23 protein-coding genes and 2 tRNA genes are annotated in these 23,068 nt (G+C 39.3%); 11 read left to right on the top strand and 14 right to left on the bottom strand.

Annotated features, from left to right (window positions below):
- Positions 1-85 precede the first annotated feature (85 nt).
- From DW103_RS14335 to DW103_RS14295, 9 genes are all read right to left on the bottom strand, one after another.
- Positions 86-766 (bottom strand): ABC transporter ATP-binding protein, encoded by a 681-nt coding sequence (locus DW103_RS14335; RefSeq protein WP_122277314.1) that lies wholly within the window; start codon positions 764-766, stop codon positions 86-88.
- Positions 767-1,162: 396 nt separating this feature from the next.
- Entirely contained in the window at positions 1,163-1,387 is a 225-nt protein-coding gene (locus tag DW103_RS14330; protein WP_122277312.1) for a winged helix-turn-helix domain-containing protein, read from the bottom strand.
- Positions 1,388-1,640: 253 nt separating this feature from the next.
- Positions 1,641-2,705, bottom strand: coding sequence for a DUF4855 domain-containing protein (locus tag DW103_RS14325; protein ID WP_122277310.1), 1,065 nt, complete (start codon positions 2,703-2,705; stop codon positions 1,641-1,643).
- Between the two features lie 89 nt (positions 2,706-2,794).
- A complete protein-coding gene (locus DW103_RS14320; protein WP_122277308.1) occupies positions 2,795-3,295 on the bottom strand; it encodes a porin family protein in 501 nt (166 codons plus the stop codon).
- A 40-nt stretch (positions 3,296-3,335) separates the two neighbouring features.
- The gene (locus tag DW103_RS14315; RefSeq protein WP_122277306.1) at positions 3,336-4,976 is read right to left on the bottom strand and encodes a dipeptidase; all 1,641 of its coding nucleotides are present in this window, start codon (positions 4,974-4,976) and stop codon (positions 3,336-3,338) included.
- Between the two features lie 11 nt (positions 4,977-4,987).
- Positions 4,988-6,397, bottom strand: coding sequence for a sodium:proton antiporter NhaD (gene nhaD / locus DW103_RS14310; protein WP_122277304.1), 1,410 nt, complete (start codon positions 6,395-6,397; stop codon positions 4,988-4,990).
- A 50-nt stretch (positions 6,398-6,447) separates the two neighbouring features.
- Positions 6,448-7,287 carry a deoxyribonuclease IV gene (gene nfo, locus DW103_RS14305; protein WP_122277303.1) on the bottom strand — a complete coding sequence of 280 codons (840 nt, stop codon included), beginning with the start codon at positions 7,285-7,287 and terminating at the stop codon, positions 6,448-6,450.
- Positions 7,288-7,307: 20 nt separating this feature from the next.
- Positions 7,308-7,781: a PaaI family thioesterase gene (locus DW103_RS14300; protein WP_122277301.1), complete on the bottom strand. Its 474-nt coding sequence runs from the start codon at positions 7,779-7,781 to the stop codon at positions 7,308-7,310.
- A gap of 171 nt (positions 7,782-7,952) precedes the next feature.
- Positions 7,953-8,492 (bottom strand): pyruvoyl-dependent arginine decarboxylase, encoded by a 540-nt coding sequence (locus DW103_RS14295; RefSeq protein ID WP_122277299.1) that lies wholly within the window; start codon positions 8,490-8,492, stop codon positions 7,953-7,955.
- Between the two features lie 276 nt (positions 8,493-8,768).
- Here DW103_RS14295 and DW103_RS14290 point away from each other — a divergent pair, with 276 nt between their 5' ends.
- The 4 genes from DW103_RS14290 to DW103_RS14275 all read left to right on the top strand — a co-directional run bounded on the left by DW103_RS14290 (position 8,769) and on the right by DW103_RS14275 (position 10,328).
- Positions 8,769-9,419, top strand: coding sequence for a superoxide dismutase (locus DW103_RS14290; RefSeq protein WP_122277296.1), 651 nt, complete (start codon positions 8,769-8,771; stop codon positions 9,417-9,419).
- 166 nt (positions 9,420-9,585) lie between these two features.
- Complete coding sequence (gene trxA / locus DW103_RS14285; protein WP_370453487.1) at positions 9,586-9,996, top strand: thioredoxin; 411 nt, start codon at positions 9,586-9,588, stop codon at positions 9,994-9,996.
- 157 nt (positions 9,997-10,153) lie between these two features.
- Positions 10,154-10,227, top strand: a tRNA-Thr gene (locus DW103_RS14280).
- 18 nt (positions 10,228-10,245) lie between these two features.
- Positions 10,246-10,328, top strand: a tRNA-Tyr gene (locus DW103_RS14275).
- A gap of 239 nt (positions 10,329-10,567) precedes the next feature.
- On the opposite strand, the gene DW103_RS14270 is transcribed toward DW103_RS14275, so the two are convergent.
- From DW103_RS14270 to DW103_RS14260, 3 genes are read right to left on the bottom strand one after another with little or no spacing between them, the layout of a single operon-like run.
- Positions 10,568-12,955 (bottom strand): ABC transporter permease, encoded by a 2,388-nt coding sequence (locus tag DW103_RS14270; RefSeq protein ID WP_122277336.1) that lies wholly within the window; start codon positions 12,953-12,955, stop codon positions 10,568-10,570.
- A 27-nt stretch (positions 12,956-12,982) separates the two neighbouring features.
- Positions 12,983-14,233 carry an efflux RND transporter periplasmic adaptor subunit gene (locus DW103_RS14265; protein ID WP_122277292.1) on the bottom strand — a complete coding sequence of 417 codons (1,251 nt, stop codon included), beginning with the start codon at positions 14,231-14,233 and terminating at the stop codon, positions 12,983-12,985.
- Positions 14,234-14,264: 31 nt separating this feature from the next.
- Positions 14,265-15,605 (bottom strand): TolC family protein, encoded by a 1,341-nt coding sequence (locus tag DW103_RS14260; RefSeq protein WP_122277290.1) that lies wholly within the window; start codon positions 15,603-15,605, stop codon positions 14,265-14,267.
- A 338-nt stretch (positions 15,606-15,943) separates the two neighbouring features.
- On the opposite strand from DW103_RS14260, the gene DW103_RS14255 reads away from it, so the two are divergent.
- The 5 genes from DW103_RS14255 to DW103_RS14235 all read left to right on the top strand — a co-directional run bounded on the left by DW103_RS14255 (position 15,944) and on the right by DW103_RS14235 (position 19,973).
- Positions 15,944-16,825 carry a DUF3078 domain-containing protein gene (locus DW103_RS14255; RefSeq protein ID WP_122277288.1) on the top strand — a complete coding sequence of 294 codons (882 nt, stop codon included), beginning with the start codon at positions 15,944-15,946 and terminating at the stop codon, positions 16,823-16,825.
- Positions 16,826-16,932: 107 nt separating this feature from the next.
- Entirely contained in the window at positions 16,933-17,952 is a 1,020-nt protein-coding gene (pheS, locus tag DW103_RS14250) for a phenylalanine--tRNA ligase subunit alpha (RefSeq protein ID WP_122277286.1), read from the top strand.
- Positions 17,953-18,032: 80 nt separating this feature from the next.
- Complete coding sequence (gene crcB / locus DW103_RS14245; protein ID WP_122277284.1) at positions 18,033-18,419, top strand: fluoride efflux transporter CrcB; 387 nt, start codon at positions 18,033-18,035, stop codon at positions 18,417-18,419.
- Between the two features lie 2 nt (positions 18,420-18,421).
- On the top strand, positions 18,422-19,063 hold the full coding sequence (gene nth, locus DW103_RS14240) for an endonuclease III (RefSeq protein WP_122277282.1): 642 nt from the start codon (positions 18,422-18,424) through the stop codon (positions 19,061-19,063).
- Between the two features lie 4 nt (positions 19,064-19,067).
- Positions 19,068-19,973, top strand: a complete 906-nt coding sequence (locus DW103_RS14235) for a hypothetical protein (protein ID WP_122277280.1) — start codon at positions 19,068-19,070, stop codon at positions 19,971-19,973.
- Here the strand turns inward: DW103_RS14235 and DW103_RS14230 are convergent.
- A complete protein-coding gene (locus DW103_RS14230; protein WP_122277278.1) occupies positions 19,970-20,731 on the bottom strand; it encodes an MBL fold metallo-hydrolase in 762 nt (253 codons plus the stop codon). The two genes, DW103_RS14235 and DW103_RS14230, sit on opposite strands and share 4 nt — an antisense overlap.
- Positions 20,732-21,742 carry a UDP-N-acetylmuramate dehydrogenase gene (gene murB, locus DW103_RS14225; protein ID WP_122277276.1) on the bottom strand — a complete coding sequence of 337 codons (1,011 nt, stop codon included), beginning with the start codon at positions 21,740-21,742 and terminating at the stop codon, positions 20,732-20,734.
- A gap of 260 nt (positions 21,743-22,002) precedes the next feature.
- Between murB and DW103_RS14220 the strand changes: the two genes are divergently transcribed.
- Both DW103_RS14220 and upp read left to right on the top strand, forming a co-directional pair.
- Positions 22,003-22,293 carry an HU family DNA-binding protein gene (locus DW103_RS14220; RefSeq protein WP_122277274.1) on the top strand — a complete coding sequence of 97 codons (291 nt, stop codon included), beginning with the start codon at positions 22,003-22,005 and terminating at the stop codon, positions 22,291-22,293.
- A 117-nt stretch (positions 22,294-22,410) separates the two neighbouring features.
- A complete protein-coding gene (upp, locus tag DW103_RS14215; RefSeq protein WP_122277272.1) occupies positions 22,411-23,064 on the top strand; it encodes a uracil phosphoribosyltransferase in 654 nt (217 codons plus the stop codon).
- Positions 23,065-23,068 lie beyond the last annotated feature (4 nt).

Below are 23,068 nucleotides of genomic sequence, written 5' to 3'. Positions count from 1 at the left end.
TAAAGTTTAAAACATATCCGGCTTTCACAAGTCGGATATGTCCGATAATAATTAATAATTAGAATGTGTCTATTGCTGTATTAACTTATATAAATTCGCTTACAGAGGATACAATACTTCCATCAAACAAATTAACGATGCGATGTGAAAAGCTTGCATCATGTTTGGAGTGGGTTACCATGACAATGGTAGTCCCTTCCTTGTTCAATTCGGTCAGGAGCTGCATAACCTCAGCTCCATTCTTGGAATCCAGATTACCTGTCGGTTCATCGGCAAGGATTATTTTCGGGTTCGAAACCACGGCACGGGCTATTGCCACACGTTGCTGCTGACCTCCGGAAAGTTGCTGTGGAAAGTGATTAGCACGATGGCTGATATTCATACGTTTTAGAATATCATTCACCATCTGTTTACGTTCGGATGACTTCACTTTCAGATAAGTGAGCGGTAATTCCACATTTTCGAAAACATTCAGTTCGTCAATCAAGTTGAAGCTTTGGAAAACAAAACCGATATTGCCTTTTCTCACTTGTGTCCGTTCTTTCTCTTTCAGATGGCCCACCTCTTTGTCCACCAAATAATAATCACCGGAGGTCGGATTATCCAACAAGCCGAGAATATTCAGCAAAGTAGATTTACCACATCCGGAAGGCCCCATAATAGCGACAAACTCACCGTCTTTCACTTCCATCGAGATATTATTCAACGCAATTGTTTCCACCTCTTCCGTACGAAAATACTTGCTCAATCCTTCAATCTTAATCATGGTTTCATTATTTTGTATTCTACAATCATTTTGTTAGTATATATCAAATCCTGTGCCAAAGACAGTAATAAATTAATTTACAACAACATAACGATTTATTTCTTTTCAACTGTGTCAAATTTTTAGACAATAGTGTAAAGATATTAGACACTCTGTTTGAAAGCAGTATTTCTTTTTGTTTATTTTAGCTTATTGTACTTATTTTGAGAATCACCCTGCAAGTAACTCAAATTACTATCCCATTAAAATGGAAAGAATCATGCGGGTAATTTAAATTACTTGCACGGGTAATATTTTTTAACAGACGGAAATTTACACAAACACTGATAATCAGAGATAAACATTTCTGTAGAAAAATCCGGTCTTATTGTAAAAAACGGTTTATTTCGGATAGGGTTAACCAAAACTAAATGAAAAGCGATCCCCATTCGACAATTCTACCAAGCCATCTTTATACCGTATACAAATCTTGTTTTCCCTTGCCAACCATCCGGCTGCCAATGCAGTACTTTCAGCACTGATATCCAATTTCCTAGCCAATTCCGGGATAGAAATTTTGTCAACTTCATTTAGAGCATGCCAGACTTTACCGGCATTTTCTCCAACAATATGTTTATCCATAAGCTTTTGATTTTATCATAAGACCCCTGTGGCCTTTATATTTTAATCTAACGCCCCTTTCTCCTAAAAAGAAAAGCGGCACACTCACATTCAAAACAGAAGTACTTCCAAAATGAAATAAAATTGTTTCATAATATCAGTATATTAATCCAGAGACTAAATTACTCTGATTGGATAAAACAGACAAGGTCTATAAGGATAATAGATTGGTCCATTTGTATGCTTCTTTATGAAATAACAAATATTTATTTCTCTATTTATACTTATTTTGCCTTTGGGCAATCCGGGTTGCTAATTTCAAATATAATGCATGGTCAACTTTTTCCGTTGAATAAAATAAATCGTAAAAGGCCGTATTCCCCTGATAATAGGCGATTGGGAGGTTCGCAAAGATTCCGTATTTGTCGAATGCATTTATATAATCTTCCAAACGATAGGCAAATCCGCCTTTTGCCAAAGCCCGGTCATCAAATTCCATCTCCATATACATTCCATTTTCTTTTCCTAGTTTACAAGCTATATCCAGGCGTTCCTGCGGCACTTTTTCATCAAAAAAATAATTTGGCTGAAGGTAGGCTATATCGAATCCCAATTTTTTCCATTCTTGAAAACCATCCGAACGGAAATAAGGAATCCAGTTAAAATTCATCTTCTTTATCCGCACATAGTCTCCTACTTGATGGGCCAGTTCACGACTATTTGTCGCTTCTTCCGCAATCCAATAAAAGCCTGACAATTCCAGGTTTTTCAGTTTTGCGTCCTTAAATTTCTTCATGGCATAATCGATGAACCATCGGCATGCGGCCAAACGATCTTCCGTCGAACTAAAATCCAATGCTTTACCGTCCACTTCTCCCCAATCCTTTTGATTTGGAATAGGTTCCGGTAGCCCTATAACAATCTTTCTTTTTACAAACTTTCCGGATTTCTGTTGACGGACATTCCCTATACAATCATTCAAGGCACAAATAATTTGTCCGGAAGTAAAATAATCATCTAGTAATTTTTTCCACTCCTGTTTACGGGCGCCTTCCTTTTCATAATAGGAAGCAAATCCTCTCCCTTTTCCATTCTTAATTTCCAGAAAAAGAAAACCGTCAAATAACCAATCATTTTTCCCTTGTTCATTTTTCATCGAAACATAAGGTACAAACTTTTCCTTATCCCACACACCTCGATGTGCACCTCCGGCATATATCAAAACCATATCTTTAGGGACAGGTTTTATCGCTAAAATCTCTCCGCAAAAAACAAACAGGAAAAATAGACTCAGAATAAATTTATAACTACCATCTGCCAGACTTCTACTTTTTTTCATGATTATTAAATTTAGGAATTACACAAAACAAAAAAAGGATGCTCCACACAAAGATAGAGACATCCTTTTATATTAACTAATAAAATGTTTTAGAAATTATATCCGACACGAACTGCCAGAATCGGCTGCGATAATCTAGCATTTTCCCAAGACTTGAGAATATTATATTTAAATTCCAAGCCAACACTCAACTGATCGGTAGCATACACTTCACCACCTAAACCTATATTGGCACCCAAACGAGTTTTATTCAGGCTTGCGCTATTTCCCAAGCTTACCTTCCAAAACGAAAGGTCAAGACCAGCCAAAGGATAAAAACCAAACATGTCACTCAACTTAAACACATAATGAGCATTCAAATCAATGGCCCATGCACTCCAAGCATCATCCTTAACGAAGTAAGTCAAGGAAGGAGCCAAACGAACTTCATCCGTCAAATTATAACGGTAATCTACTCCCAGCAGCGCATTACCATTGTCATTAAAGCCATATCCAAGATTAAAACCGAAAGACGACTGTCCTTGCTGAGTCTGTGCAAATGCACTCATGCTGATAATAGCCAGCATACACATAACAATTAATTTTTTCATACTCCCAATTAATTTAATTCAACATTGTTCGCAAATATAGTTATTTTACTTTTAATCTATCACCGGCACTTTTCACAATACTACGATAATAATCTTCATCATAACCCGGGAAGTCCGGATATTCAGACAATCCGTAACCATTTTGCTTAAATTGGCCGTTTTCTTCTTTCTTAACATTTCCATCCATGTATTTCACTAAAAGATACTCACCCAGCTTCTTCCAACGGGCAGTAGCTTGGTCGGCAGTCGTTGTACTGAACCAAGTAAGGAATTTTACAGCTTCAACCGGATTTTGGGCATACAATTCACCGGCAGCCTTGTCGATAGCCGGAATAGTTTCTTTGTAACCATTTTCCAGTTCCTGCTGTACAGGCCGGATATCCTGAATCATATAACTATATTTTCCATAAGCCATATTAGCCACCCAGTTGTGAATCCAGAAAGCAGAGGTCCAGGAAAAGTTCATCATATCACCGTTCCCAACACGATAACATTCAGGAGCTGCCGTAACAGAGCAATACATAGGAGTAAATACAGCCATATCGGCATCATCCACACCAAACCATAAAATACCACCTATTGCGTCAGGCAGCCAGTTACGCATTTGCGGAACGATGACAAAACCTGTCTGCTGCGTAGCAATGGCACGTTCGTTTGTATATTCTTGCCCGTCCACTTCAAATGTCATTGGACGCCAACGGTATGGGACTTTATACGGTCCTGCACCGGCATCTTTCGTCATATCCAAATCAGTTCCCTCAAAATGGTCGCGCATACTGTTTTGTACATCTTGAACAGATAACAGACGATTCGGCTTGATATACAAAGGCATCGGCTCTTTTGAAGGGTCTCCTTTCACAAAGTCGGCATATCTATCCATCGTATTATCATACTTGCGGAAAAAAGACCATACGCGAGCTTCACAACCACGTAATGAACCAAAATCGTACGGACAATAAGCTGCTTGAAAACTAAAGTCCTTATCTTTTCCTTTAAAATAGCCTTTTTCGCGGGCAAAGGAAACTACATCCGGCGAATACATGCAATTTTCCGTATCATCAAATGGAATCTGCTGAATACGGGATTGATTGGCATGAGCGGAAATACAATCATCCGGAATACGGATTGCAACCCAAACAGCTCCTTTATTCCCAACTCCTTTACCTATCATTTCCATAATCCAAGCTTCATTTTTATCGGCTATGGAAAATGATTCACCACTACTATAATAACCATGTTCCTTTACCAAGTCTGTCATAACCTTAATTGCTTCACGAGCAGATTTGGAACGTTGCAATGCAATATATATCAGGCTTCCGTAATCCATAATACCCGTAGTATCTACCAGTTCCGAACGCCCCCCAAAAGTACTTTCCGTAATAGCCACCTGGTATTCGTTCATATTTCCAACCACAGAATATGTTTGTTCTACCTGCGGTATTTTTCCTAACGGCTTGTTTGTATCCCATTCAATCACATCCAACATTGCCCCTTTCGGCCAAGTAGCTGCCGGCCAACGGTATAACTCTCCATACAAAGTATGCGAGTCCGCTGCATAACTAATCATGACAGAACCATCAACCGATGCTTTTTTACCTACCAGCAAACCTGTACATGCCATCGCCTCCATACCAGCAAGCATGAGTGTACAGGTAGCCATCAAAATCCATTTTTTCGTCATATAAATAAAGTTTAAGCAAATAATAACATATAGATACCGGCACCGCAACAATAACCTATCAGTGCCAGAATTGAAAATCGTTTCGTATAATACATGAATTTTATTTTCTCAAGTCCCATCACCGTCACACCTGTTGCCGAACCGATAATCAGGATACTGCCTCCCGTAACAGCACAATAAGCAAGGAATGTCCAGAAGCCTCCGTCGGAAACAAAGAACTGAGCATAAGGAGTCAAATCAGCCGTTTGCGGTACGATTGGATACATACCCATTGTTGCCGCTACCAATGCCACATTGTCGACACAAGAAGACAACACACCGATAACGAAGCTAATCACGTATGGCTCATGCATATGCTTATCAAGAAATGCCGACATCAATCCCAATTGTCCGGAAGTTTCCAAAGCTCCTACCGACATCAGAATACCCAAAAAGAAAAAGATTGTCGCCAAATCAATATTCGGTAATAATTGGGAAATACGAAGTTTGTTGGATTCATGTATGTGCAGTCTACTGTACATAATATCCGTATAAAACCAAAGAATGACAAGTCCCAACAGCACACCTAAAAAAGGAGGCAAGTTAGTCAACATCTGGAATACCGGGACCAAAGCAAGAGACAATACGCCAATTACAAAAATAACCCGGCGTGAATGATTGGGTATTTCCGGCGTGAATTCATCAGCCATTTCTTCCTCGCTCATGACACGCAAAGTTGCACCTTTCTTAAATAACCAGAAATGTGCAATTGTAAGCGGAACAAGCATATTGACCAAAGCTGGAATAAACACATGGGAAATTTGGTGCATAGCCGTCACATTCTTTCCTACCCATAGCAAAATAGTAGTGACATCCCCGATTGGCGACCACGAACCTCCTGCGTTGGCTGCAATAATCACCATACAGGCATATTTTAAACGGTCAGTCCTGTCAGGGACCAATTTACGAAGCACAGCCATAATCACAATAGCCGCAGCCAAATTATCCAGCAATGCAGAGAAAAAGAATGTAGCAAAGCTGATATACCATAATAATTTTCTCTTATTTGCCGTCCGGATATAACAGGTTACCGCGTGAAAACCACCATGTTTATCGACAATATCCACTATCAACATGGAACACATCACAAAAAACAAGGTCTCGGCTACATTTCCCAAATGATAAACTATAGAACGATTGCTTATAAAATTCACAAACTGATCCTTGGCTGAAAGATTTGCCATTTCCGGATTTTCCGTCAGAAACTCCTCAAATACGGGATTAGAACGTTCCACAAAAATGGAATAAGCATCAAACATCAATATCATCCAAAGAGAGATGGCCATCAAAAGGGCGATAGCAGCTTTATTTATTTTAATCTTATCTTCCAATGCAATAGCCAGAATACCTAAGATAAAAATAACAGGCATTAAAATAAACATAGTATAATGTATTTAATTTGTTTCTTACTTACAAAACAGAAATATTACTTTCAAGACATTTCATAAAGTTTTGCAATTTCTTCTGCCCACATAGATTCATCCGGAGTTTCCAATATTAACGGTATTTCATCAAAACGCGAGTCTTTCATCAACATTTCAAAAGTAGTTAGCCCCATCACTCCTTTTCCAATACTATCATGACGGTCTACTTTCGTTGCTAATTCTTTCTTGGAATCATTTATATGCATGCCCTTCAAATAAGAAAAGCCGATTATCTCATCAAAACGATTAAATGTTTTAGTAAAACCTTCCACTGTCCTGATATCATAACCTGCAGCCAATGTATGAGCAGTATCGATACAGACTCCGACACGCGACTTATCATCTACCTTATCTATAATAAAAGCTAATTGCTCGAAAGTATATCCCAGGTTTGTCCCTTGTCCTGCCGTATTTTCAAGAACCGCACAAACACCGAAAGTCTGTTCCAAGGCCCAATTAACGGATTCTGCAATACGAATCAGACAATCATCCACACTCATTAGATTCAAATGACTACCCGGATGGAAATTCAAACGGTCCAATCCCAATTGCTCACAACGTTGCATTTCATCCAGAAAAGCATCACGCGATTTTTGCAAACCTTCAGTCTCAGGATGTCCCAAATTAATCAGATAACTGTCGTGTGGCAAGATATGTTTAGGCTCATATCCGAATGCTTCACAACGTTCTTTAAACAAGGAAATACTTTTTTTTGTCAATGGGGCAGATTTCCATTGACGCTGATTACGGGTAAATAAGGCAAAAGCTTTAGCACCGATTTCATTTGCATTGACCGGTGCATTCTCAACCCCACCCGATGCACTCACATGAGCTCCAATATACTTCATTTGTTATTTATATTTATTATTTATTCTCCCTCGGCTTTACAACCTTCAAAATGGAACTGTTCTGTTGCTTGTTCCTGTGTGACAACAAAATAAACCATATCAGCACGCGTACAAAGTTCTTCTTTGGAATTATAGATTTCTACTTCTATAAAAATTGCATTTCGTTTCCGTTCTTTTATTCGTCCGCGAATAGTCAATCGTGATTCCTGTGTCGATATACTTTTCATGAAACGTGCGTCCAAACGGGATGTCATTCCTGATGTTTGCAATTTACGCAACACCACCCAACCGGCCAACTCATCCATTAATGTCGTCTGTATACCGCCATGCAACGTATTCAGCCAACCTTGATAATGTGCTTTCGGTTCCCAAAAGGCAACTATATCATCGCCATCCTCAAAAAACTCCAAATGAAGCCCTAAAGGATTATTCGGAGCACAGCCGAAACACATATATCCATCTAGTCCTGTCCAAGGATTTATAATCTTTTTCATACAACAACAAGTTTAAATCAAATGTTTTTAATTAAAACGGAATTTAATTTAACAACGTCACAAATATAACAATCAAAACGGACACTTTGATTATCCTCATAAAAAAAGCAGAAACAAAGGACAATGGCCTTCATTTCTGCTTTTTCATAATAAGTTCAAGGATACAGAGGCTTATTCTTCAATTTCAGGCATCAGGAAATCCAAGAAACAAAGAGCAGCCAAAGCTGTTCCATATCTTTTCTCGATGGTAATACCTTCGGTTATGAAATTCAACTCACCTAAATAATACTTACCGTATGTCTTTTGGTGAAGATCGTTGATAACACGAATAAGACGAGATTCAAGTTCTTCTATACGATAACGACCACTCACCTCACATACCAGGCCACCCACTTTTTCATCAAAGTTTTCATCCTTGTACATCCAGGCGTAAACCACACCAGCAGACACAAACTCATCCTGGTATCCATGCGACACGGCCATAATGGTTTTCATTTCAGAACCAAATGGAGGAAGGTCGATTTCATCCATAGTTGCAAGATGTGCTGTTGCCGGAATCACAGACGAATACGTCATGATATTAAAATCCGAAATACCGGCATCATAAAGGGCCATGTGGTATGAACCTGCATGTTTTTCCAAATCAGAATCACCACTACCCTTTGTAATAAAAAAGGTGTTTGGAATCAAATTCCCAACTTTCTTTACCATCTACGAATATGTTTTACTAATTAATAATGAATAAGGTCACAAAAATAGAAACTTATTCGGGATTTTGACCTATCAAAAGATAAAAAACAAATATTCTGCACATTATTTCACATATTTACAATACGAGATATCAACCAAAGGCTCCCTTTCCGGAACACCATGATAGAAAGTGTTTATCGGACGATAAATAAATCTTATAAGAATTACATTTCATTTGATGAACAAATATCAAACAGTCAGTGTTAGATTTATAGAAACTACAAAAACATAAAAGTCATGCTTACATTATGTCTCAGTTTAATATTGTTAATTACAGATAATAGTCAAATAACAGATAAAAAAGAAAACGTTATGAAATTTGAATTAATTCAGTTACCGTATGCAGCCAATGAGCTGGAACCGGTCATTTCCAAGTCAACTATTGATTTCCATTATGGGAAACATCTTCAAACCTATGTAAACAACCTGAATAATCTGATTCCGGGAACTAAGTTTGAAAACATGCCGCTCGAACAGATTGTAGCCGAATCCGACGGAGCAATCTTCAACAATGCCGGACAGGTATTGAATCATAATTTGTACTTCACCCAGTTCTCACCTAAAGGCGGTGGTGTTCCGACAGGGAAACTGGCAGAAGCCATCAATTCAACTTGGGGGTCTTTTGAGAATTTCCAGAAAGAATTTATAACAGCAGGTACCGGATTGTTCGGTTCCGGTTGGGTATGGTTAGCGAAAGATAAAAACGGTAAACTTTCAATTACCAAAGAAGCTAACGGTAGCAATCCGGCCGCTCATGGATTGACCCCGATTCTGGGATTCGATGTATGGGAACATGCCTATTATCTGGATTACCAGAACCGTCGTCCCGATCACCTGAATGCCCTATGGAAAATCGTTGATTGGGATGCCGTTGGCAAAAGATACTGATATTAACGATTTAAGTTAATGAAACCTCGTATAAAAGCCGCCCGCAAACCGGACGGCTTTTTTATCAAGAACTTTTTCCGCATTAAGGAATAGATACAGTAAAATTGACAATTATAAGGGAAAAATGACTAACTACCAGCCGGAATTAATCGTGTAACTTTGTTATATAATTAATAAAGAACAGGTAGAACCTCAATTTGAAAGGAGAAATAAAATGAAAGTAACAGAATTGACAAAAGCGGAATTTCTGAAAAAAGTAGCCAACTATGAAGCCAGCCCGGACAAATGGGTATTCGAAGGCGACAAACCTTGTATCGTAGATTTTTACGCAACCTGGTGTGGTCCCTGCAAAATGGTAGCCCCTATTTTAGAAGAATTGGCTGACGAATATGCAGGGAAAATCGATATTTATAAAGTCGACACCGAAAAAGAAGAAGAATTAGCAGCTTCATTTGGTATCAGAAGTATTCCCTCACTCCTCTTTTGTCCGAAAGAAGGACAACCGCAAATGGCTAAGGGAGCAATGGGTAAAGCTGACTTCAAAAAAGCTATAGATGAGGTACTTCTGAAAGAATAACGGCCAAAATACAAGCCTAATAAACAACCTCTCCACCCTTAGTACCAAGGTTTGGAGAGGTTTTTTCATGAAAACCGGTTTACATTATATTCAAAAACTATTGCACAATTAAAATTAATATCTACCTTTGCAGCCGCAATCGAGAAAGATAGCAATCGCCTCTTTAGCTCAGTTGGCCAGAGCACGTGATTTGTAATCTCGGGGTCGTTGGTTCGAATCCGACAAGAGGCTCGAAGAAAAAGACATAATGGGCAGTTACCAGAGTGGCCAAATGGGGCTGACTGTAACTCAGCTGGCTTTCGCCTTCGGTGGTTCGAATCCATCACTGCCCACACAGAAAAGGAGTTGTATCTAACTGTAAAGTCAGACAACTCCTTTTTTATTTTCTACTTCTCCCCATGATTTTTCGGGGTAATCCTAAAACGTTCCACAATGTTCCAAGCGGTGGAACAAAAGTTTCATCGGCAGGGAACAAAAGTTTCTCCATATTGAAACAAAAGTTTCCTCCTATGGGAACAAATGGACGCATACGAATGGAATCCGATGACATTCCCGATTAAACCCTTTTCTATTATTCCGATTTCAAACTTTCCACCGGATTAGAGTTAGCAGCAAACCAAATTCGATAAATGACACTTATCGTAACTACCAATATGACAAACAGAGAACCAAGCAAGAATATGCCAATGTTTAAAGGTACTTTCTCTATAAACTGTTGTTGCCAGCGTATAGCGAGGACATAAGCTAAAGCTCCTCCCATAAAGGCGGCAGGTACGGCAATACGCATCACATCAAGAAGGAAAATTCTCTGTATTTCCAACAACGTTGCCCCATTTACCTTGCGAATAGCGATTTCCTTACGCCGACGGCTGATTTCATCATTGGTATATCCTATCAAACCAATTATGGAAATAAGCAAAGTAACCAGCCCCCCTATCCATAATTGATCCTGAAATTTACGTGAACTACTGTACAGATTAACGATATCTTCAGAAAAAAGAGATAATTTAGGTTCCAGATTCGGCATCAGTTCCTGCAATTTATCATTTGCTTTCTCTATTGCATCAGCATCCAAATTATTGAAATTCAATAATAAATTAGAGGATGGATAACTATTATAAAAAAGGACCGAAGGACGATTATCCAAGTAAATGAGTGAACCGATACGATAATTTTCATAGATACCACAAATCGTATATGTACTACTCTCCATAGCATTTTCACTTATTCTATATCCGTGGTCGGTAATTTGTATTTCTTTACCGACTACACTTGTCCAATGGGCCACATTCTCCATCTTCTCGGCAAAAGCACGGTTCACCATGATTTCTGTTGAAAAAGGTATATTTTCAGTGAAAGAACGACCCTCGATAACCGGAATTTCCATCAAATCCAGAAAACCATTACCACAATCATATTGGTCGGCCACGTTGAACAGTTCTTCATCCGAACCCGGAAGGCTGATATTATTACCGGACATGCTGTATAAAGGTAAATTATCGGACGTCGACACTTTCTCTATTTCAGGGAGACGCCTCATTTCTTCAATGACTTTGGCACGGGCTGTCGAATCGAGTCCGCTGATATCGCAATAAGCCAATTTCTCATATGAATAACCGGGATTACTGTTCACCATATAGGTATGTTGACGGGTAACCACCAAAAGTAGCGAGACCAGTAATCCGCCTGCTACAAACTGGAAAAACAATAAACAAAGTTTCCATATACGTTTACTTTCACGAAAATTACGAAAAGCGGCCGCAACTGGAATACGGGCAAACAAAACACCCGGCACAAACCCTGTAAGAAAAAAGACAACAACACAAACAGCCAACAGCAACAAAGTTCCTTTTGAATAGAACAACGCAGAGACGGATACATTCAATAACTCTTTCACTACATCCTGACAAAGGAAAATCAAAAAGACAGCCAGAGCAAGTGCAATTAGCATATGCACAAAAGTCTCGGACATAATCATACTGTGAATATTCTTTTCCGAAGCCCCATACGATTTATGTACAGCAACTTCTTTCGTACGGTTTATGATAGATGATATAGCTATCAAAATATAATTCATCACTGCCGTAAACAATAAAGCAAAAGCCAGAACGGACAACATCAACATCATGTTCTTCACATTGTCCGAACCTGAATGCATCTCAAGTAAAGGTTTCATATAAAAGGTCAGTTCCACACCGGCCCTACTCATCTCTTCTTGGTCAATATGACGTAACTGCATCTCATGGATAGCAGGTTTCAGACTTTCAGGAGTTATTCCCGGCATTAACCGTACATATCCCAAATAACGGTCGTTACCTACCCAATTCGTACGACTCCATTCATTCATACCATTCAGGGAAACCAACATATCATAATGCAAATGAGAGTTTTCCGGTATATCTTCAAATACACCACCAATGACGTAAGTCCTACCCGGATTATAATCCATAGCAATTACCACACCATCCACTTGCTCTACTCCTCCCATCTTTTCAGCCAATGAACGGGAAATCATGGCATAGTTCGGACGGGCCAATACCTCCTTCGGATTACCTAAAAGGATAGGACGGGGGAATACATCAAACACATTACTATCCGCCATCAAAATAAAGTCTGCCGAATAACGCTGTTTTTCAGAAGTGGTGAATGTTGTACCGGGACCTGCGATATAAGTCAACCGGGTAGCTGCCTCCACTCCGGGAACTTCAGCTTTCATTCCTGGAGCCACGGCACCGGCTACTTGTTCATAATCAACATTACCATCCTGCTTTTCAATACTTTCCGTCAATCGGTATATTCGGTCTGAATCCGGATAAAATGTATCATAAGACTGTTCAAAATAAACCTTAGCAATCAGCACCAACCCTACAGCCAAGCCGATACTCAATGTTCCAATCTTCATAAGATTGTGGCGTCCTTGTTTAAACAGGGAACGAACAGCTATTACCAAGTTTTTCATATTCATGTTACTTTAATATAATCCCAATTATTCCAAAATCAGTACTTCGTTGTCCTTATAGCTTTCGTAGCTTGAAACAATCACTTTTTCACCCGGTTCCAAACCTTCTGTTACCTCATAATATTGAGGGTTCTGCCGCCCGATTTTAATTTTACGGCGATAAGCTTTTTTACCGTCTTTGTCGAGTACGAATATCCAACTGCCACCTGTACTCTGGAAAAATGTTCCACGCGGGATGATAATGCTTTCGGTCGGTTGACCTAATTCAAGGCTGATATAATAGGTCTGTCCGCTACGGATATTGTCCGGACGCTCGCCGATAAAAACGAAATCCGTACGGAATCTACCATCACGTACTTCCGGATATACCTTTTGTACAATCAGGGCAAAATTTCCTCCCTGACGTTCAAAGGTAGCACTCAAGCCTTTTTTCACTCGGTCGATATAATGTTCGTCAATCATGGCCTCTATTTTATAATTAGATAAATCGTTAATCTGACCTATTTTCTGTCCCGGTGATACATTTTGTCCCAAAACGACATCCAGCAGGCCCAATTCGCCGTCAATCTGCGAACGGATGTTCAAATGTTCCTTCCGTTCGTGAACCAATTGAATATTACGCCGCATATTCGCAAGACTGGTCTCCATTTCATCCATCTGGATAGTACGGGAAATAGAGTCCTGACGCAAACGTTCTACAACCAATGTACTCTTTTTAGTAGCCAACTCATAATCTTCTTTAGCTTTAAGAAACTCCTCCTTCGCTATCAAATTTTCATCATACAAGTGTTTCTGCTGTTGATAAGCACGCCGGAAACGGCTCATATCCACATCCAACTGAGCTTTTTCCAACTGATTGTTCAACTTATCCTGTTCCATCGCCACCTGCGTATTACGGAGAAAGTTCTGTTTTTCAGCCAACTGGGCCTCAGCATCCAGTATTTGAAGATCGAGATTAGAATTAGAAAGACGAACGATAATATCCCCTTTTTTTACCTGGGCGCCTTCTTCCACGACTTTCTCACGCACAATCCCTCCTTCTTCGGGACTAAGCTGTACGACTGTGATAGGCTGAACTTGCCCGTCGATACGGACAAAGTCGTTAAACTGTTCTTTTGTCACATTTCCGATATTGATACCACGTGCATCCACTTTTAAGGTAGAGGCATGGTCACCAAAAATAATCCACCCTATTAAAACCAGAAAAAAGACACCACCAGCAACATAAGGTATATGCTTTTTCTGAAGACCTCTCTTTTTTTCTAACTGTATATCCATAATTGTATCTCTTTATTTTCAGTTTTCTTATTTAATTCTCTGTCGCTATAATCGGTTTACCTTTATAATACTCTACCAATCTGCTTTTTATTATATATAGTAACTGTTTTTGCAATAAACCGGCTTTTGATTCTAAAAGTATATTCGCACTAGTCTGTAAATCGATAGGACTCATCAAACCTTCCTCATATTTACGGAGCGTCACCTGATAAGCAAGACCATCAGCCTCCACCTTTTTCTCCATCTTAACAGCTTCTTTCGCATACCCTTCACGATCAAGAACAGCCTGCTCAATATCCGTTTGAAGTTGACGAAGCACTTCTATTTGTTTTTCGTAAGCAATCTGCATATTATTACGGGCACGACGTGTCTTCGTAACGCGAGATAAACCATCGAAAAGAGGAAAACTTAAACTAAACTGAATATTTTTACCTTGGTTGTTTTGAAACTGATCGCTGAAAGAAATTTTTGTTTTATCTGATTTCAAATTTTCATAATAACTGGTATAAATACCCGCTCCAAAAGAAATAGTAGGTAAGAGCCCTCCTTTCATAATCAAATAAGTCATTTTACTGGTTTTATATTCGAAAGCTGCTTGCATAGCAGTCGGATTGTTGTTTGCTGCCAAATCAAAAATCTCATCTACCGGTTCCACTGCATAAAAGTAATCCATCTTTTTGGCTAAAGTATCAATTGGCAGGACAGAGTCTACCGGGTAGTTCATACTGTTTTTCAAGGTCATTACAGCTGTATTGTATAAATTTTGCTGATGAGTCAAATTATAATCGTCTGCAGCCACCTGCGACTCTATTTGAGCAACATCCGCCTTTCCTTTTAACCCCAATTCTTCCTGACGTTGGGTTTTATATAAAGTTCGTTTACTCTCTTCCAGTTTTTCAGTTAACATTCCTACCATTCCGTTGCAATAAACAACATCAACATAAGCTGCCATTACATTTATGGAAAGGTCATCTTTCTGTTTTTGAAGGTCGTTCTGACCTTTATGAATATTTACGTTGGCTAACCGCCACTGGTTGATTAACTGTCCGCCGGAGAATAAAGTCAGCCGGGCGAATACTTCGTAATAGTTATTAAATGTAGAAGTATTCGTGTATGTATTTGTATTCGGGTCAATAGCACGGCCAAAATTATACTGGATAGAGGTATTTGCCGATGCAGTCGGTAAAAAAGCAGTAATTGCCGATTGGTGTTCTGCCTTATACGTATTATTTACATAAATCTGTTGTCGTACTTTCGGACTGTTCTCTACAGCATATTGCATACAATCGTCCAATGTCCAGCTTTTCTCCTGAGCAACCACCGAAGCAAACAAACCGAAAGAAAAAACTGCTGTGATAAATATCTGTTTCATTGCTATATTATTTTCTGCTTAATAAAGAGCAAAGAATGTGCCAAAACACACAAACTGTTATTTTTCAACAATTTAACAACAAACACATTTTTTACGAGTGTCAAGAAATTAGACAGTCATGTAAAAGAATTAGACAATACATAATAATCATCCAGATAAACAATTCAATATTTTATTCATATTTTACAAACTTCAAAACACCCCTACATCATAAAGAAAGGTTATATTCTTTAATGTACCAATCTTACCAAAAGAACAAAAAACTGAACAAAATGAAGGACTCCCTGTTTTAAATAAGTACATCTTTTATTTAAAACAACTTATAAAAAACAGATTTTATGAAACAATTAGGTTTAATATTTTTGTCAGTAGCCCTCTCGGCTACTGCATACGGACAAACAAACAAAAATGAATATGAAGACGGGAAATGGGTACTGAAAGGAATAACCGGATTAAACCTATCACAAACCGCTGTCAGTAATTGGGCTTCCGGTGGTGAAAATTCTTTTGCAGGAAATGCTTACCTGAACGGGACACTGGCACATAAAAGTGGGAAATGGTTATGGATTAACACGCTCGGATTAGACTATGGCTTGACAAAGACCAAATCACAAGGAGTTCAAAAAACTTCCGATAAAATTGCCTTTGCCACTCAATTAGGATATCAGGCTTCTGAAAAATGGTACTATACTGCAATGGCTGACCTCAATACACAATTCTATAAAGGATATAATTATCCCGACAAATCGCACTACATTTCTAAATTCTTTGCTCCAGCCTATTCGAATATCTCGTTAGGTATGGACTACCGGCTAAACAATAAATATTCAATTTACCTATCCCCTGCTGCCGGCAAACTGACTTTTGTTGAAGACGATTATCTTTCCGGAGAAGGGGCTTTCGGTGTTGACCCCGGTGACCGTTTCAAAGCGGAAATCGGTGCATATCTCAAAGCTAAAGCCGAACAGAAAATCATGGAGAATGTGAATCTGATAACCAGTCTCGACCTTTTTACCCCTTACGATAACCAATTCGGAAATGTAGATGTCAACTGGGATATCTTGATTAACATGAAGATAAACAAATTCCTCAGTGCAACCCTCAACACAACACTAAAATATGATAATGACGTCAAAACGTTCAATGATGAAGGCAAAAAACAAGGAGCGAAAGTGCAGTTTAAAGAAGTGCTCGGTATCGGGGTCGCTTACAATTTCTGATAAAAAGAAGCATTTCACTTAGGTTTTATCAAAAAAACATCCCGTAATCGGTTGCAGTATCCAAAGAAAGGAGTAAATTTGCACGTTGAAAACAAATATGATTAGAAATGATCAATAAGATTAACGCTCTGCTTCAGGAAGTAGAGAATCTGAAGGCGGCTAACGCTGAAGAACTGGAAACTTTACGTATTAAATATCTCAGCAAAAAGGGAGAGATTGCAATGCTGATGAATGATTTCCGTAACGTTGCGGCAGATCAAAAACGTGAAGTAGGTCAGTATCTCAACAGGTTGAAAGAAGCTACTCAAAATAAAATCAACGAACTGAAAGAGAGCTTTGATAATGTACAAACGGTAAACGACGATATCGACCTTACCCGTACGGCTTATCCTATCGAATTGGGTACCCGGCATCCGCTTTCAATCGTAAAAAAAGAAATCTGTGATATTTTCGGGCGTCTGGGCTTTAGTATAGCTGAAGGACCGGAGATTGAAGATGACTGGCATGTATTCTCCTCACTGAATTTTGCAGAAGACCATCCTGCCCGTGACATGCAAGACACTTTTTTTATACAACATAATCCGGATGTTTTATTACGTACACATACTTCTTCCGTTCAGACACGTACAATGGAGAATCAACAACCGCCTATCCGCATTATCTGTCCGGGACGTGTATACCGTAATGAAGCAATTTCTTATCGTGCTCATTGCTTCTTTCATCAAGTAGAAGCCTTGTATGTTGATAAAAATGTTTCCTTTGCCGATTTGAAGCAGGCTTTGCTATTTTTTGCAAAAGAAATGTTCAACGCAGATACTAAAATCCGTTTGCGTCCTTCTTATTTCCCGTTCACCGAACCTTCCGCAGAAATGGATATCTCCTGTAATATCTGTGGAGGAAAGGGATGTCCTTTCTGTAAAGGTACCGGCTGGGTGGAAATACTCGGTTGCGGCATGGTAGACCCGAACGTACTGGAAAACTGTGGTATCGACAGCAAAGTATATTCCGGTTACGCATTAGGAATGGGTATTGAACGTATTACAAATTTAAAATACCAAGTAAAGGACTTGCGTATGTTCTCGGAAAATGATGTCCGGTTCTTACGTGAGTTCGAATCAGCCAATTAAGTTGAGAACCTAAATCATTTACCATCTTCCCCGGGTCCTTTAACCAACCCGGGGAAAAACACACTAAAAGATGAAACAATATGATAAAGGTTTTATTACTGTTGGCAGGAGGAGCAATCGGAACCATATTCCGTTTCGGAGTTTCAACGTGGATACAGCGTTCATTGCTTTACTCCTTTCCCTTCGGGATACTTTCGGTTAATGTTATCGGTTCCTTTTTGATAGGTTTCTGCTGGAGCATTGCCGAATATAGTAATCTATCGGTCAACGTAAGAGTTTTTCTTTTCACCGGATTGTTCGGAGGTTTTACCACATTCTCTTCGTTTGCACTGGATACCATGACTTTGATGAAAACCGGAGAATATAAACTGGCTTTCCTTAATATATTGGCAAGCAACATACTCGGTCTCATCGCTGTATTTCTAGGACTACTTCTTGGTAAGAATACGATTGTATTAATAAAATAAATATGCGTAAAGAAGAACGATATAAGGGAGTTCTGGACTGGTTCGAAAAAAATGTTCCGGTTGCTGAAACGGAATTGCATTACGACAATCCCTATCAACTACTGATTGCCGTTATTCTATCCGCCCAATGTACGGACAAACGGGTAAATATGATTACTCCTGCTCTTTTCCGCGACTTTCCGACTCCCGAAGTAATGGCAGAATCTACTCCGGACGTTATCTACGAATATATCCGCAGCGTTTCCTATCCGAATAATAAATCGAAACATTTGGTGGGTATGGCTAAAATGTTGATGTCCGATTTCGGAGGGATTGTACCTTCGGATATCGAACTATTACAAAAACTGCCCGGAGTCGGACGTAAAACAGCAAACGTAATTGCGTCTGTTGTTTACAACAAACCTGCAATGGCCGTAGACACGCATGTTTTCCGTGTAGCCAACCGTATCGGCCTGACCAACAACAGCAAGACGCCGTTAGAAACAGAAAAAGAATTGGTGAAGCATATTCCCGAATCTAAAATTCCTATTGCTCACCACTGGTTGATTTTACACGGTCGCTACACTTGTATTGCCCGCAAACCCAAATGTGAAGATTGTGGCCTAAAACCTTGGTGTAAATACTTCCTGACTGTAAAAATATAACGAGATGAAGGCCTACAAGCGGGAAATAGTGATTTTCACGATAGCCACTCTCGCTACCCTATTGGTGGTCTGGTTCTTTTTCGGCAATATAGAGAAAAAGAAAATGACCGTGCAGACGGATTTATACACGCTGGTAGCACCGGCACCTGAGGCTATTCTGGCAATCAATCGACCCGCTATTTTCGCTAAATATATTTTATCGGATACATCTGCATATTCCACTTTTACAAAAAAAATACCGACTATTTTCCTATCTGTCATTCAGGATAATCCCCAATTGACATCTCCGCTTTTCTCGTTTCATCCACAAGGAGTTATCTTTTATGCCAAAGCAACCGAAAATCAGGTGGAGGAAATAGAAAACAGCATAGTGCAAACAACATTTAGCTCCTTTGCCCCTCAAAAGCAAACAAAAGAAAACATTACTTATACTTATTATCCTGAAGCCGGAAACCATTTCTTTGGTTATTACTATTATCATGGAATCTTTGTTGCCAGTTACAGCCGGAAATTACTGGAACAAGTAGCACAGATACAGTTCAACAATCGAAACTTTCTACTTCCCGAACAAGAAAAATTACGCTATTCGTTCGACCGGAATGCCCCGCTAAATCTGATGTTGCAGGCCGACAGTTTAAATCTCTTTGTTTCCTTACCTGATTCCACCCAATGGGGCATACGCAATTGCTGGTTAGGAATTGACATTTTTACGAATGAAGGCAATCTTTGTTATTTCGGAGGTATTCCTTACGAAGCTGAAGCAGACTCACTATATCCGATATTAGGAGACACTTTAGCCATACGGTTAAAACAATTTTTACCCGAGTTTTCCATTACCAATCAACTTTCCATTGAAAACGGACAAGTATTTTATACCGGATGCAGCAAAATAAATGGAGACCCTGACTAATCAATTTCAAAAGATAATTCATCGTATGCCAGATGTACATGCTGTGGTAATTCTTTCTCCACTTCGGCATGCAAACCAATGCTATGTCCCATGTGAATCAAATAAGCCTCCTTCGGACGAATAAGTTTTATATTATCCAGTGCTTCGGACACTGTTTCATGGGTAGGATGATACTCTTTACGAAGAGCCGTAATAATAAGGACATCCAAACCTTTCAGTTTAGCATATTCTTCATCGGGTAAAGTCTTAACATCCGTAAGATAAGCCATATTGCCAATACGATACCCCAGAATAGGTAACTTACCGTGCATTACGCGAATAGGAATAACTGGGATACCTGCAGCTGTAAAAGGTTGACCGGGAGTAACATCATGTAGTTCCAAATTAGGAACTCCCGGATATTTATGTTCACGAAAAACATAAGGAATACGCGTTTTTATAGCTTCTACCACATCTTCCTCTGCAAAAATATCAACCCCATGATAACGACAGAATGGGCGCAAATCATCTAATCCGCCCACATGGTCATAATGCTCGTGAGAAATCAGGACCGCATCCAAATGATACGTTTTATTCCGTATCATTTGCCAACGGAAATCAGGACCACAATCCAGCAAAATTGCCTTACCTTCCGTTTCTACTAATACAGAAGTCCGCAGACGCCAGTCACGCTTATCCGGACTGGTACATACTTTACACTGACAACCAATCTCCGGAACCCCCGTAGAAGTTCCGGTTCCTAAAAACGTAATCTTCATTTATCCAACATATTTAACTTCGGGCATGAGTTCAATGCCAAAACGATCATTTACAGCAGTACGGATGCTTTCCGCAACCAGAGCTATTTCATCTCCCCGGGCACCACCTAAATTTACTAACACCAATGCCTGCTTTTCGTAAACACCAACCGGACCATGTGACTTGCCCTTAAATCCACATTGCTCAATTAGCCAACCAGCCGGTATCTTAATCATCCCCTCACCTGCCGGCCAGGACGGTATTTCAGGATATTGTACCTTCAGCTTCTCGAATCGTTTAATAGGAATAACCGGATTCATAAAAAAACTTCCCGCATTGCCCAATTCTTCAGGATCAGGTAATTTACGACGACGAACAGCTATTACAGCATCTCGCACTCTCTGAAGAGTCGGTTCCGAACCGGCCAACTCCTCTTTCAAGTTACCATAGTTGACTAAAAATTGCGGTTTCTTATTCAAACGTATATTTATATATGTAACAATATACGGATCATTGTGTTCGTTTTTAAAGAAGCTCGAACGATACCCGTATTTACATTCCTCATTCGTAAAAATCCGCTTTTCAAAGGTTAACTGATTATATGCCTCTACTGTTTCTATGACATCTTTCGCTTCAACTCCGTATGCCCCTATATTCTGAATGGCCGCAGCACCTGCCTCACCGGGAATAAGAGACAGATTCTCTATTCCTCCCCAACCTTGAGAGACAGCATAAGCAACAACCTCATCCCATTTCTCAGCAGCTCCGACATGCAACAAGACTGAGTCTTCCGTTTCCTCCAGCACATCAATACCTTTAATGGTCGAATGAAGGATTATCCCGTTAAAATCATTAATGAACAGCAAATTGCTTCCGCTTCCAATGTGCAAAGACAAACATTCCTGAAAATATTCATCTCGAAGAATACGCTCCAATTCTTCTTCATTTGAATACTCCATGAACCAACGAGTTTTCACAGGGATGTGAAATGTATTGTATTTCTCCAATGAGTAATTTTCTTCTATTCTCATATTCTCAATTTATTTATCCGGACAAAAGTAACGATAAATATCCAATCAAACCTCCCGGCACCTAAGAATTAAAGGCTGTGTTTCATATATCGCAACGAAATCTTATTTAACTTTTTTTGTTCCTCAAAACGTAACAATCACCTGCAGGCGTTGTTAAATAAGAAATGGACATCGTTTTTTTTGTTTGTAATTAGTTGCTGATAAGAAAAAGGAATCTTGTACATTTGCCATGTATTTAAATTAAAAAAAAAGAAACACTCATGAACAAAGCAGAATTGATTGAGGCCTTAGCAGAAAGGTCCGGATTACAGAAGCAAAAAACGAAGAAAATGTTGGATGCATATATTGGCATCGTTACCGAAGCAATGGCGCACAATGAAGAAATCGTCCTTATCGGTTTCGGCACGTTGACTCCACGTGCACAAACAAGTCGTCTGGCTAGAAATCCTAAAACCGGTACACCCGTTACAATCCCAGCCAGAACAACTGTAAAATTCAAACCTGGAAAATATTTGCTTGAAGCTATCAACAAACCAGGCCAGAAGAAATAAAACATTTTCAAATTGTAGACAAAAAGAGACAGTCTCAAAAGATTGTCTCTTTTTTCGTCTTTCTATTTGCTCACAGCGGAGATTATAACTAATTTCGCCACCGGAAAATCAAATAACATGAAAATAGTTAATCTAGGAGAAACAAATTCGATATTGAATCGATTCGTATCTGAACTACGTGATGTGAATATCCAAAAAGACAGCATGCGTTTCCGCCGTAACATCGAACGGATTGGAGAAATTATGGCCTATGAAATCAGTAAAGATTTCATTTACAGCACAAAAGATATTCAATCGCCTTTAGGCATTGCTCCAGTAAAGACACCTGACAATCATATCGTAATCAGCACTATTTTACGTGCTGGACTTCCTTATCATCAAGGTTTTTTAAATTATTTGGATAATGCAGAAAATGCATTTGTTTCCGCTTACCGCAAATATAAAGACCGACTAAATTTCGATATTCACATCGAATATATAGCTTCTCCCAGATTAACCGATAAAACATTGATTATTACAGATCCAATGCTGGCCACAGGTAGTTCCATGGAACTAGCCTATGAGGCTCTGCGTACAAAAGGACACCCGGCACATATCCACGTAGCATCCATTATTTGCAGCAAACAGGCACTCGAATATATCCAGCGTAAGATGCCGGACGATATTACAACAATCTGGATTGCAGCTCTTGATGACAAATTAGATGACCATTCATATATCATTCCAGGTCTGGGTGATGCAGGCGATTTGGCTTTTGGAGAAAAAGAATAGCAAA

The organism is Parabacteroides sp. AM08-6 (assembly GCF_003473295.1).
In the GTDB taxonomy this organism is placed as follows: Bacteria; Bacteroidota; Bacteroidia; order Bacteroidales; family Tannerellaceae; genus Parabacteroides.
This window is presented reverse-complemented; position numbering and strand designations above follow the sequence as displayed.